Below are 13215 nucleotides of genomic sequence, written 5' to 3' on the forward strand. Positions count from 1 at the left end.
GAGTTCGCGACGCGAAGGAGGAAGCGATACCGCCGGCCGGGGAGAAGGCGCTGCGGGGTCACATCGCGTTCCGTGCGGCCGACGTCAACCGCCACACACTAACGCCGTAGGTCCCGTCGGAGTCCCGGTGGATCGTCCGAATCCGCGCGGCGCGCCGGGCGTCGCCGGTCTGTCGGCCCACCCTCGCGACCGCAGTGCGGCGCCAGCCCCGGCCGCGAGGTGTACAGCGACCGCATCCCGCTGGACCTCCGGTAGGTAGTGCCTCATCATCACACGGTGACTCCGTGCTCAGATCCTCAAGATCAGCCTCTCGTTGCGGAACCGCTGTCGCGGGTACCGATCTCTTCCTTGAGTAGAAGCAGGAACCGGTCCGGCCGGTGCTCCGGGCTGGCCGGGCCTGCCGGCTCACCCCCAGATCCCGCACGATCTCGGTGATCGTCTTGCTGGAGGAGCGGGCCACCGCGATCGCGTCCCACTTGAGCTCCTCGAAATACCGCTTCGAGTACTGACTGCCCACCTGGCACTGCTTCCTCTGGAATCTCACATCCAGTCTCCGGTCCACGATCAAGGGGAAGCTTCAGCTCCGGCCCCCTTGGCTCACGAGCCGGTAGTACGAAGCGGCACGTCCGTCCCACGTGAGGCGACGGCGTCCGGGCACCGCACATGGTGTGTCGAAGGCATCGACCGGATCACCCGCCGCGTCCGTGACGGTGAGGTCGCCCCCGGTGGCCGGGATCTCCACGACGACGGGGCCCGAGGAGCCCGTGCGAATCGTGGCGGTGGTCAGTTCTCCCGCGTCCCAGTCCACATCGACGGTCAGTCCGCCACGACAGCGGATACCGGCCACGTGACCGCTCCGCCAGCCACGCGGGAGCGTCTTCAGCAGGCTGACGGCTCCCTCGTGGCTCTGCACCAGCAGTTCCACGATGCCCGCGACGGCGCCGAGATTGCCGTCGATCTGGAAGATGTAGCCGCCCGGCCACTCCGAGTGCGGGTGCAGGTCCAGAAGGGACCACGACGTCAGGTCGTTCAGCAGGACGTCGAGGGAACGCTCGGCCAGCCCGGTGTCCCTCAGTCGCGCGGCAAGGCACAGGATCCAAGCCTGGCTCCAGCCGGTGTATCCGCTGCCGTGCTGGAGCCTGGTCGCGAGAGCCTTCCTGGCTGCCGCGAACACCTCGGGAGTGCCACCCTCGGTGATACGCGTCCCGGGGTGGATGCCGTAGAGGTGGGACAGATGGCGGTGGCCCGGCTCCGAACCAGGCCGCTCGTCCTTCCACTCGAGCAGTTCACCGCTCGCGCCGATGCCGGGCAGACGCAGGACACCCAGCGCGTGTCGGGCGCGGGCAAGCAGCCCGTCGTCGTCACCACGTCCGAAGCGTTCGGCCAAAGTGACGTACCGGGAGAGCACCTCATGGACCAGTTCCTGATCCATCGTCGTTCCCTCGGAAACCGCGGACCCCCGCGGCGCCGGGGGGAGGACGAAGCGGTGTTCGGGTGACGTGGAGGGGCTCGTGACGAGCAAGCCGTCGTCGTCGGGTACGAGCATGTCGAGCGCGAACAGGGCGGCCGAGCGGTGCACACGCAGGGCGGACCCCGCGCCGAAGTCATCGTTTCCGCCGTACTCGTAGTGGTCCCACACGTGCGCGGCCAGCCAGTACAGGCCCGTCGGCCAGGTGGCCCACTGGGTATCGCCCTTGACGGGTGTGGAGAACCGCCAGATGTCGGTGTTGTGGTGGACCACTGCGCCCGCGGCGCCGTAGTACCGCGCGGCGGTGTCCGTGCCGCTCTCGGCGAGGTCGCCGGCGAGCGTGAGCATCGGGCCGTGCACGTCCTGTAGGGCCGTGCTCTCGGCGGCCCAGTAGTTCATCTCGACGTTGATGTTGGTGGTGTAGTTCGCGCTCCAGCCGGGGCGGACGTCGATGTTCCAGATTCCCTGGAGATTGGCGGCCTGAGTGCCCGGGCGGGAGCTGGAGATCAGCAGGTAGCGGCCGAAGTGGAAGAGGAGTTCGGCCCGTGCCGGGTCGCCGTGGTCCGCGGCGGGTGACGCCGACAGGTCGAGGTCGACGCGGTCGAAGTAGCTCCGGTAGTCCTGGACATGGCGCTGGACGAGCTGTTCGGCAGTGCGGGTCAGGGCTCGGGTCACCGTCTCTTCCGCCGAGCGTGCGAGGGCGGCGAGGTCGGCGCCGGGCCGCCGGTCGTAGCCACGGAACCCGCCGGCGGCTGCGGCGATCAGGCGTAGTTCCTCCGGTCCCGTTCGCTCGACCGCCACCGCTACCGCGAACCCGGCGCCGGCGGCCACGGTGCCGGCACCGTCGGGCTCGTCCTCGCCGTAGACGACCGCGGGCTCCTCGTCGACGTAGTTGGGCAGCACCCGGGCCGGCACCCGGCCGGTGGCCACGAGCAGGCCCGGTCGCGGGGTGGCGGTGGTGACCGGGTGGGGGGAGACGAAGGTGGGCAGGACAGGGTGCGAGGCGGCACCGGGCCCGGTCACCGTGACCACGAGCACGTTGTCGGGGGCCGAGACGAAGCTCGACATCTCGGCCTCCGCTCCGGCGGGCCCGTAGCCGGTGGTGGCCACCGCGTCGGCCAGGTTCAGCCGACGGTGGTATCCGGTGGCGTCCGACGTGTCGGCGTAGTGCCATTCGAGCCATCCGAGGGGCTGGTAGGACTCGGTCCAGCCAGGTCCCATCATGGCCTGTGCCAGCTTCTCGGCCCGGACGTTGTCCTCGGCCCGGATGGCCTCGCGCAGTTGCGGGAGCAGGTCGGCCGGTGACCCGGTGTTCTCAGCGGTCACCGGGCCGCCCGACCACAGGCTGTCGAGGTTCAGGTCGATGCGCTCGGTTCCCACGGCTCCGCGCAGTGTCCCGCCCAGTGATCCGTTGCCGATCAGAAAACTGTCGTGGAACGCCGTCGCCGGCTCGGTCAGTTGGATGGTGTGACGTCGCATTTTGTCGTTCTTTCTCGGTGACGGTGTCCGGTGGCGATGGCCCGTTACGCGACCGCCCAGTTGCCACGTAGGGCGGGTGCATGAGCACCGGAGGTCACGCGGCCCACGCCTACTTGACGGCGCCGGCGACCATGTTGCGGAAGATCCACTTCCGGACGAACAGGAAGAGCACGATGAGCGGAATGGCACCGACCAGCGTGCCCGCCGTGACGACGCTGTAGTCGATGTTGCCGTAGGCCCCCTTCAGCTGCGCGAGGGCGACGGGCACGGTGTACTTCTGCGAATCGTTCAGAACCAGCAACGGCCAGAGATAGTCGTTCCAGCTCCACATGAAGGTGAAGATCCCGAACGAGGCTATGGCGGGCCGCATGGCGGGCAGCGCGACGTGCCAGTACATGCGGAGCAGGCCACAGCCGTCCAGTCTCGCCGCCTCGATCAGCTCGTACGGGATCGCGGAGACCGCATACTGGCGCATCCAGAAGAGCCCGAAGGCCGAAGCGGCGCCCGGCACGATCAACGGCAGGAAGGTGTTGATCCAGCCGAGGTGCGAGTAGATCTGGAGGGAGGGCGCCAGACTCACGCCCGTCGGGAAGACGAGTGTCGCCAGCACGCATCCGAACAGCTTGTCACGGCCGGGGAAACGCATTCTGGCGAACACGAACCCGCCGAGCGAGCACAGGAAGCCCGTCAGGACGACCGCACTCACGGCGACCACCAGCGAGTTGACGAACGTGGCGCCCAGTGGGACCGCGTCGGACACCTTCCCCAGATTCTCGAAGAGCCTCGTTCCCGGGATCAGCCGGGGCGGGAATTTGAAGACCTCACCACTGGAGCTCGTCGCCATGATGAGCAGCCAGTAGAAGGGAAACAGGCTGACCAGGGCGGCGCACAGCAGCAGGAGGTGCTTGCCGACCTGTGGTCGGCGTCCGCCGCCGCGTTTCCGCACCGGGTAGGTGCCACGGCCCGTTTCCTGCACATCGGCGCTCATGTCAGATCACCTCCTTGTGTCCGGTGACGCGCCGCATGAGCAGAGTGCCCAGCGAGGCCAGAGTGACGAGGGCGAACACGGCCCAGCCGATCGCGCTGGCGTAGCCCAGATCGGCGCCCACGCTCGCGCTCGGCGACTGTCCGAGGTACTGGTACTGCAACAGCATCATGGTCATCCCGGGTACGGACGTGCCGCTGACGTCCAGGATCTGGGGTTCGGTGAAGACCTGGAGGCCGCCGACGATGCCGGTCAGGAGCGCGAACACGACGGTGGGGCGCATCATCGGCAGGGTGATCGACCACAGCTTCCGCGGGCCCCCCGCCCCGTCGAGTTCCGCCGCCTCGTACAGTTCGGGGGGAATCGTGGCCATGCCCGCCATGAAGAAGATGACCAGATAGCCGAAGCCACGCCAGATGATCATCAGAGCGATCACCGTGTTGGCACCCCAGGTGCTCGCCATCCAGTCCACCGAAGGCAGACCGACAGCGACCAGCAGCCGGTTGATCATCCCGAAGTTGCCGCCGAACAGGGACTGGAACACGATCGCGATCACGACGATCGACGTGACCTGGGGCAGGAAGTAGACCGTCTGGTAGACACCGCGGAAGCGCAGCCGGTCGCTGCTCAGCACGAAGGCCGCGACCAGTGCCGCCACCACCATCGGCGCCTGGGACATGGCGAAGATTTCGATCGTGGTGACCAGCGACTGCCAGAACTGGGAGTCCTCGAGCAGCCGGTGGAACTGCTCGAATCCGACGTAGTGCATCGTCCCGATGCCGTCCCACGTGTGCAAGCTGAGATAGGCCGCGATGCCGAGCGGAAACACTCCGAACACCGCGAAGAGCACGAAGAACGGGGAGATGGCGAGATAGCTGGCCAGATAGGACCGCCAGCGCCGGGGCCGGGACGGGCCGGGAGCGGGCCGGGGCCCGTCCGCCGTCGGCCGGCGGGCAGTGGGTCGCGCCGGGACCGACGCGCCCATGCTCGTGTCCACGACCTTCGTCACCGCTTCAGTTCCTTGGCGATCTGGGCCTGTGCGGACTTCCAGGCTTCGTCAGCGGAGGCCTTGCCCTGCGCCACCGACTTGAGTGCGTCCACGAGAGCGCCCTCCACGACCCCGTCCTGCGGTGTGACCGGGACCGTCGGCGACTCCTGGGCGACCTTCGCGAACACCACCCCCGTCGACTGACCGCCGTAGAACGGCTGCGCTGCGTTCAGCTCCGGGCTCTTGTACGCAGCGAGGGCCGAGGGGAACAGGCCGTCGTCGAAGCCCGACGCCTGGTTGGCCGGGGACATCATCCACTTGATGACCTTGTACGCGTCTTTCCGGTGCTTGCTGGAGCTGAGGATCGACATGTACGAGCCCCCCTTGCTGCCGGGGCCACCGGGCGGGTAGGCCACCCGCCATACCCCCTTGGGGCTGCCCGCGGTCTCCAGCAGCGGACCCTCGTACACCGGGGCGACGAAGCCGCCGAGAGCGTTCTGCGCGACCGAGCTGTTCCAGTCCGTGCTGTATGGCGCCGCCTTGGTGCACAGGCCGTCGGAGAGCAGCTTGGCGGAGTAGTCGAACGCCTTGCGGGTCGAGGCGTTGTCCCCCAGGTACTTACCGGAGGTGTCGAAGCTGCCCTGCCCCTTCTGCTCGAGTTGCAGGAAGTAGACCTGGTTGGCGTCGTCACACGCCTTGAAGCCGGCCTTCTTCGCCTTCTCGGCCATGGTGCGGTAGCCGTCCCAGGTGGAGGCCATCTTGGAGACCGCGGCCGGGTCGGTGGGCAGGCCGGCCTTGCGGAACAGGTCGCTGCGGTAGAACAGCCCCTGCGGCCCCGTGTCGATCGGGTACCCGATCACCCGTCCGTCGGGGAGGGTGCCGTTGGTCCACTTCCAGGTGACGTAGTCCTTCTTCGGGTCTGCGCCCATGGTCTTCAGGTCGACGAACTTGGTCGAGATGTCGGCGTAGGAACTGATGTGGTTGCCGATGACCACCACGTCCGGCAGTCCGGAGCCGGTCTGCAAAGTGGTCTTCAGCTTGGTTTCCAGGTTGGGCGTCGGGATCAGCTTGATCTTCAGGCCGGGGAAGTTCTTCTGCACCGCCAGGGACGCCTTGGGCACGGAGCCCGGCGCGTACCAGACGGTGAGACCGTCGCTCGCCGAGGAACCACTGCCGCCGCAGGCGGTCAGGGCCAGCGCCATGGCTGTCACGGTGGCCGAGGCGGCGACCCGCGGCAGGACTCTTCTGTTCTTCATTGAACTGGCCTTTCGTGAACATGTATCGCATGTACTGCCGATCGTGATCGGATGCTCTGAGGGCAGTTCTCGCTCAGTGACCGTGCACCCGGATGTTGATCACTTCGATGGGCGCCTGCGGAAAGGTCACCCTGACCGCGCGGGCCTGCGTGTTGTCGGGTTCCAGCCGCACGGTGGTGGACCCGGTGGTGCCGGCGGCCAGCGGCACGAGGTCCCGGCCGCCGTCGGAGAGCTCGATGACGTACGGCACCTGGGGCCCGGCACCGAACTCGACGTGGATCGTGGTGATCGACCACAGTCCTTCGAGGTCGACCGACAGCCAGGCACCCGGGTCGTCCGTGGCGCTGATCCATCCGTGGTCGACGCTGTGGTCGGTGACGAGACGGGCGGGACGGTCCGGCCGGGCCCCGCTGCTGAAGGCGGGTCGCATCTCGGAGAGTTGGGGGGGCATGAGGGTCTCGGGCAAGTGGACCCGTGACGGTGGGCCGGGGGCGAAGTTACGGTGTTGTCCCGTCCACGGCTCGGGGCCGACCGCCTCGATCGTGATCTCGCTGGGAGCAAGCCCTTCCGCGGTCGCCCGCAGCCGGTTGGGGCCGGCGTGGTACGAGCGGAACTCGATGGCGCCCCGGCCGTCGAGCAGCCCCTTGTTGTCCGGGTTGAGCTCGATCGACGTGCCGGTGGGGAAGATACCGCCACCTTGGACGACCTCGATCCGCACGGGGCGCTCGTCCGCCACCACTCGGCCCGTGTCATCGACGATCTCCACGACAAGCTGCGCGTCGTCGGTGCCGTCGGTGAGCACCATGGTGCGGTCGGCGGTCAGCCTCAGCGCGGTGGCCGTGCCCGGCTCGGGCCACGCGGGCGGCGCGATCCCTCTCAACTGATGGCGATACCAGTACCAGGACCGCAGGGGAAGGCGGTAGTAGTCGACGAAGCCCATCCGCCCCATGTCGGGCACGATGCTGCCGTGGTGGAAGCCGCACCACAGGACGACTCCGGAGCGCCACGCGTATGCGTTCTCGCTGCCGTGGCGGAAGCGGTGGGTGTAGCTGCCGGGCCGGTCCTCGACGACGCTGCCGTACTCGGAGACGATGTTGGGCCAGGGCGGGTTGAGGTACAGCTCACCGCCGTCGCCGTTGTATCCCGCCAGGTCACCCAGCTCGTCGAAGCCCCGGCGCTGTGCGCCGCCGACCGCGGCGGGACGTGTCGGATCGAGTTCGTGGGCGAGGTCCACCAGACGCCGGGTCAGTTTCTTCGCTGCCGGGATCACATGCTCGTCGCTGAAGAAGACCTCGTTGCCGGTGCTCCAGGCCACGATGCTCGGGTGATTGCGATTCACCCTGATCATCTCCGCCATGGCACGCAGGCAGCTGTCCTCGAACTCGGCCTGGTCCGCCTCGTCCGGCGGATACGCGCTGGCGTTCCAGAACCCCTCGGAGTTGGCTCCGCCGATGCCCCAGAAGGGCGCTTCGGACCAGAAGAGGACACCGAGTCGATCGCACTCGGTCGCGAACTGGTCGTGGTGGGGGTAGTGGGAGCCGCGGATGAAGTTCATCCCGGCCTCCTTGATGAGTGCGACGTCCCGGCGCATCCCGGAGTGGGTGACGGCGTCGCTCCATCCGGCGTGGTCCTGGTGGACGTTGGCACCGTGGATCGCGAACCGCTCCCCATTGAGGTGAAAGCCGTCGGTCGCGGTGAACTCGAAGGTGCGGATGCCGAACTCGGTACCCGTGCGGTGGCATTCGGCGCCCTCGCTCGTCCGCAGCGTCTGCTTGAGGGTGTAGAGGTGTGGGGAGTCCGGGCGCCACAGGCGTACGTCGTCCACGACCAGACGCTGCCGGTGCACCGTGGTCGAGCGGGGCGGGAGGTTCACCGCTGCGACCGCCTCGACGGGGCGTGTACCGGGACCGGTCACCTCCGCGGCCAGCAGTCCATCGAAAGGCGCGTCGGTCTCGTTCACCAGCTCGGTGGTGACCTCCACCGCCGCGCCGTCGGTGCCGACGCCGAGCGTCACCACGCCCGTGCCGTACCAGGCGATCCGCGTCCGCTCGGCGATGATCAGGGAGACATCGCGGTAGATGCCGCCGTTGAAGACGTGCTCTCCCGCCCTGGGCGCCAGCCGTGGGTTCCACTCGTTGCTCACGCGGACCGCGAGCTGGTTCGTCCCCGGGCGCACGGCCTCGGAGACATCCACGATGAAGGCCGTGTAACCGCCCAGATGGCGGTCCACCGGCACACCGTTCACCGTGATCTCGGCATCCTGGAAGACACCGTGGAACTCCAGCGCGACGAACTTGCCCGTCTCCTCCGCGGCGAGTTCGAAGGTGCGGCGGTACACGCCGCGGCCGACGTAGAAGCCGGTCTCCATGAAGTACGGGATCCCGAACGAGTGGGGCAGCCCCACGTCGTACCAGTCACTGTCGTCGAAGGCCTCCAGCGTCGCGCCCTCGGGGTCTCCGTGGGTGAACTTCCAGTTCCTGTTGATCAGTTCCTTGCGGTTCACGCTGCGGTCCCTTCCACGTCAGCGGCGCGGCCCGGGCCGCCGAGATCCGGTCCATGAATTCTTTTGAATGTATTGATGAATTGACGAGTCATTCGAATCGCGAAGACTCCGCCGGCTGCATCTCACAACGGGCCGTGAACCTTCACGGCCGCAGCGTGCAGCACACGCTAAGGAGGCCGAACTCGGCTGTCAAGGTTGCCGGCACGTTAAATTTCAACACCGGTTCGCCAGCCGGATCACATGCCAAAAGCCCCGTTCACGGCCGTAGAACGGGGTTTGCCGAATCAATTTGTAACGGCAGAGCATTAAACGCCGCTGGCGTATCCTGCCTGCGGCGGTGGTTCACTCGGCTGTTTGTTTCAGCGATGTATTCGGGGTGGCGTCACGCCGATTCCCGCCACAGCAGGCGCGGCATGACGGTGCGGTGCAACGACTCGGTGTGGGTGAAATTGCCCGCCGCAAGGGCGTCGGCGATATCGAGAGCACTGGTGACAAGTGCCTCGCGGTCGAGCGAGATGGTGCTGACCGTCGGATGCACTGCCTCACCAAGTGTCAGGCCGTCGACACCGAGGATCCTCATACGGCCAGGGATCTCGATGCCCAGCGCCTGGGCGGCCTGGAGCGCACCGATGGCCATCATGTCGTTGAATACGAGGACGCCGTCGACATCCGGATACTGGGCCATGAGCGCGCGGAAGGCATGGCCGCCACCGGCCATCGACTCCTCCCCCACCACGACCGCGGGTTCCGGGGCGCCGAAGGCGAATTCCTCGAAGAACCGCCGGCGCGGCGTCGGCGAGTAGGTGGGTGACGCACGCAGGGAATAGGACGAGTCGATCATTCCCACCCGGCGAACACCCTTGGTCTCGAGCGCGGCCATCGCCTGACGGACGCCCGCGCGCAGGTCGATCTCGACAGAGTGAAAGCCACGACGCGAACAGCGGTCATCGAGCAGGATCGTCGGAATACCCTGCACGGCCGCGGCCAGTTCGTCGCCGGACAGCCTGAAATGCCCGACGAACAGGTCGACGTGTCCGGCCAGCATCTCGACGGCGGCGGTCTCGTCCCCCGACTCCCCCGAGGCCATCATCACCTGCCAGCCGCGCTCGGCGGCGGCCGCGAGAAAGGCGCCCGCGATCTCCGTGTAGTACGGATTACTGAAGGAACCGACCAGCAGGCCGGCAGCGCGGGGCCGCTGTCGGCCGACCAGGTTGCGGGCGAAGCGGTTGGGCCGGTAACCCAACTGGGCACTGACCTCGAGAACACGTCGTTTGGTGGCCTCGCTGATATCGCCCAGGTCGTTGTGGGCGCGTGTGACCGTCTGCCGGGACACACCCGCAGCCATGGCGACATCGTTGATCGTGACGCGCCTCGCCATGTTCACCTCCTGGCTCGTCCGTGAACGTTCACGGCAGGCTGTCGGTTGTCGACCGTAGGCCCGACGTGGGGGCCTGTCAAGACCTGCGGTCCAAGGCCCTTACGTGGCAGGGCCGTCGGGCGCGGTGAAGCGGAAGGAAGCCAGCCGGAAGTCGCCGTGCAGGGTGAGGCACAGGTCGTGGTGGCCGTCGCTCCGCGCCGCCATCGCGGCGGTCACGGTCGTCCAGGTGTGGCGGCCGCCGGTGACCGGTACGGCGAACTCCGCAAGGAGCTGGTCTCCCGCCCGCGCCTCCAGTCGCGCCTCACCCGGTCCGGTGGCCTCGCGCGCGACCTCGGCTTCGAACTGCGAAGCACCGGTCAGATCCGCGGAGCGGAACAGCAGGGTCGCGGGGCGAGCGGGTTCTGCTGGGGTGACGGCATCGCCCGTGGCGCGGGTGGCGTCGACAAGAGTGATGTCGGCGTAGTCGTCGAAGTCGACGGCCAGAGTACGTCGGCCCACCAGTTCGCGCGGCGTGGGGGCGGTACCGCTGACGACGAGCGGCGTGCTGAGGACGATGTCCTGGGCCGAGCGGGCGATGAGCACCTCGTAACGGCCGGGATCGACGGTGAAGGCGCCCGCGGCGACATCCCAGTGCGCCAGTCGTTCGGCAGACAGGTCGAAGGTCACCTCCCGGCTCTCCCTCGAGTGGAGCCGCACCTTACGGAAGTCCGCGAGCCGGAGCCGGGGGGCTTCGTAGCGGGCGTCGACCGCTCGGACGTAGAGCTGGACCACCTCGCTCCCGGAGCGCGTGCCCGTGTTGGTCAGTGTCACCGAGACGTGCACCGCGCCGCCCTGGGCCATGGCGGGCGTGGACAGCCGCAGGTCACGGCAGGTGAAGTCGGTGTACGACAGGCCGTGTCCGAAGGGATAGAGGGGTGCTGTCCGGTGGTACTGGTACGTCCAGCCCGCCTTGATGATGTCGTAGTCGAGCGGGTGCGGCAGTGGGTCGCCGCCCCGGTACCAGGTCTGTGGCAGCCGGCCGGCGGGCTCGGCTTCGCCGAGCAGGACGGCGGCCAGGGCGCGGCCCGTTTCCTGTCCGCCGTGGGAGGTCCACAGCACGGCCGGCAGGTGGGTGTCGGCCCAGTCGACGGCGTAGGGGTAACTGCTCATGACGACCAGCGCGGTCTCCGGGCGGACGGCGGCGACCGCGCGCAGCAGCGTTTCCTGTGTCCGGGGCAGGCCGGTTCCGGTACGGTCCTCGGTCTCACGGCCGTTGATCATCGGGTGGTTGCCGAGGACGACGATCGCCACGTCGGCCTCCTTCGCGGCGGCCCGTGCCTCGGCCGCGCCGTCGCGCAGCAGCTCGCGCTGCCACCGCTCGGCCATCTCGGGGGTATCGGCGGTGACGCGCACCCGGCCGTCGGTGGGATCGAGGGCGGCGTAGCGGCCGGTGAAGACGTTGCGCAGCAGGAAGGTGTCGTTGTCGCCGCCCGGGTCGGGTTCCAGACGGAAGGTTTCCTTGATGAACCAGGTCTTGAGCACCGTCCGGTCCGCGGCGAGTGAGGCGTCGTCCTGGAGACTGAGGTAGCGGCCGGTGTCGGCGTCGCGCAGGGTGAGGACGCCGTCGCCCCACTCCTCGGCGTCGAAGGCGGTTCCGCCCAGAGGTTCGCCGGTGGTGCGGGATCGCAGCGTGATCCGGGCGGCGCCCGGCACACAGGTCACCTCGCCGCGGTCTTGTCCGAGCGCGGTGCGCAGGCCGGCCGCGACGCCGACCTGGTACGGCAGGGTGCCGCTGTACCAGTCCTCGTACAAGGTGTCGGCGTGTGGCCCGATGACGGCGATCCGCGGTGCGCGGTTCGGGTTCAGGGGCAGCAGCCCGTCGTTCTTGAGCAGCACCACGGACTCGGTCGCGGCACGCAGGGCGAGGGCGCGGTGCTCGGGGCTGTCGATCACCTCCGAGCCGATCGCGGCGTACGGGTCGAGGTCGGGGTCGAACTCTCCGAGGCGGAACCGCAGTTGCAGCTGGCGGCGCACCGCCCGGTTCACGTCCTCCTCTTCGATCAGTCCGCGCTCCAGCGCCTCGCGCAGTCGGCCGATCACGGTGGCGCTGTCCTCGCGGTGGTCGGTGAAGCTGTCGATGCCGGCCTTCAGCGCGGCGGCGTGGGAGGTGGGGTGGTCCTCGAAGTAGTGCTCCAGTTCCACCAGGTTGGAGGGCGCTTGCTCGTCGCTGACCACGAACAGCTCGTGGCCGGTGGTCCGGGCCCAGGTCCGCAGCTCCGTCTCGATGAGCGGGCTGACGTGGCAGGGGCGGCCGTTGACCAGGTTGTAGGCGGCCATCGCGCCGGTGGCCGCACCGGAGGCGACGACCGGGCGGAAGGCGGCCAGGTCGTACTCGTGCAGCACACGGGGGCGCAGGCCGGAGGAGGTGACGCAGCGATCCGTCTCGTTGTTGTAGGCGAGGAAGTGCTTGAGCACCGGGGCGACGCGCAGGAAGTCGGGATGGTCGCCGGCCAGGCCCTGGCAGTAGGCGGTGGCGAGGCGTGCGGTGTGCAGCGGGTCCTCGGAGTAACCCTCTTCGTTGCGGCCCCACCTCGGATCGCGCAGCAGGTTCACCACCGGCGCCCAGGCCTGGAGGCCGTTGGTGCCGGACCCGGTCGGGGTCGGCCGGTGCCGGTGGAAGGCGCGCACTTCGACCGCCACCGCCTCGGCGACGGCACGCACCAGATCCTCGTCCCATGAGGCTCCCAGCCCCACCGCCTGCGGAAATACGGTCGCCACTCCCAGCCAGGCCACCCCGTGCAGCGCTTCCGTTCCGGTGCGGAACGAGGCGATGCCCAGGCGTGGGACGGCCGGAACGTACTGATGCAGCATCGCGACCCGCTCGTCCAGTGTGAGCCGGTCCAGCAGGTCGCCGACGCGCTCCCCGAGGGGAAGCGCGGGATCACGGAACGGCAGCCGGACGGCAGCGGCGGAAAGGGAGGGAGATCCCACGAGTCAGACCCCTCAACAGACGGATGTGGATGGCGGGCTGAGAGCCGGAATGTCGAAGCGCATCGACGCTGCCACCGCGCGCGACGGGCTGTCAATGGACCTGCGGAAAGAAACTTTCTTCGAGCTAAGCCTCTTGTTTCGCGCGAAACCTGTCGGTTACTTTTCCACTGTCCAGGTGAAGCGCTTCG

General features: G+C 68.3%; 7 protein-coding genes. All 7 read right to left on the reverse strand.

Going from position 1 to position 13215, the window contains the following annotated elements; translation table 11 throughout:
* Positions 1-577: 577 nt before the first annotated feature.
* Positions 578-2947 carry a glycoside hydrolase family 95 protein gene (locus tag ACZ4WQ_RS12665; protein ID WP_311730166.1) on the reverse strand — a complete coding sequence of 790 codons (2370 nt, stop codon included), beginning with the start codon at positions 2945-2947 and terminating at the stop codon, positions 578-580.
* A gap of 109 nt (positions 2948-3056) precedes the next feature.
* Entirely contained in the window at positions 3057-3935 is an 879-nt protein-coding gene (locus ACZ4WQ_RS12670; RefSeq protein WP_398372389.1) for a carbohydrate ABC transporter permease, read from the reverse strand.
* Position 3936: 1 nt separating this feature from the next.
* Complete coding sequence (locus ACZ4WQ_RS12675) at positions 3937-4941, reverse strand: carbohydrate ABC transporter permease (RefSeq protein WP_398372387.1); 1005 nt, start codon at positions 4939-4941, stop codon at positions 3937-3939.
* The gene (locus ACZ4WQ_RS12680) at positions 4938-6176 is read right to left on the reverse strand and encodes an extracellular solute-binding protein (RefSeq protein WP_398372385.1); all 1239 of its coding nucleotides are present in this window, start codon (positions 6174-6176) and stop codon (positions 4938-4940) included. Before ACZ4WQ_RS12680 ends, ACZ4WQ_RS12675 begins: the two co-directional genes overlap by 4 nt.
* 73 nt (positions 6177-6249) lie before the next feature.
* Positions 6250-8679 carry a glycoside hydrolase family 2 TIM barrel-domain containing protein gene (locus ACZ4WQ_RS12685; RefSeq protein WP_398372383.1) on the reverse strand — a complete coding sequence of 810 codons (2430 nt, stop codon included), beginning with the start codon at positions 8677-8679 and terminating at the stop codon, positions 6250-6252.
* A 382-nt stretch (positions 8680-9061) separates the two neighbouring features.
* The gene (locus tag ACZ4WQ_RS12690; protein ID WP_311730161.1) at positions 9062-10057 is read right to left on the reverse strand and encodes a LacI family DNA-binding transcriptional regulator; all 996 of its coding nucleotides are present in this window, start codon (positions 10055-10057) and stop codon (positions 9062-9064) included.
* Between the two features lie 99 nt (positions 10058-10156).
* The gene (locus ACZ4WQ_RS12695; protein WP_398372380.1) at positions 10157-13027 is read right to left on the reverse strand and encodes a glycoside hydrolase family 3 C-terminal domain-containing protein; all 2871 of its coding nucleotides are present in this window, start codon (positions 13025-13027) and stop codon (positions 10157-10159) included.
* Between the last annotated feature and the right edge of the window lie 188 nt (positions 13028-13215).

It is taken from the genome of Streptomyces sp. NPDC028305 (assembly GCF_055569495.1).

Bases quoted from the DNA above. Each gene is read 5' to 3' on its own strand.
- ACZ4WQ_RS12665 (WP_311730166.1), bottom strand. From the start codon at position 2,947: ATGCGACGTCACACCATCCAACTGACCGAGCCGGCGACGGCGTTCCAC.
- ACZ4WQ_RS12670 (WP_398372389.1), bottom strand. From the start codon at position 3,935: ATGAGCGCCGATGTGCAGGAAACGGGCCGTGGCACCTACCCGGTGCGG.
- ACZ4WQ_RS12680 (WP_398372385.1), bottom strand. From the start codon at position 6,176: ATGAAGAACAGAAGAGTCCTGCCGCGGGTCGCCGCCTCGGCCACCGTG.
- ACZ4WQ_RS12690 (WP_311730161.1), bottom strand. From the start codon at position 10,057: ATGGCGAGGCGCGTCACGATCAACGATGTCGCCATGGCTGCGGGTGTG.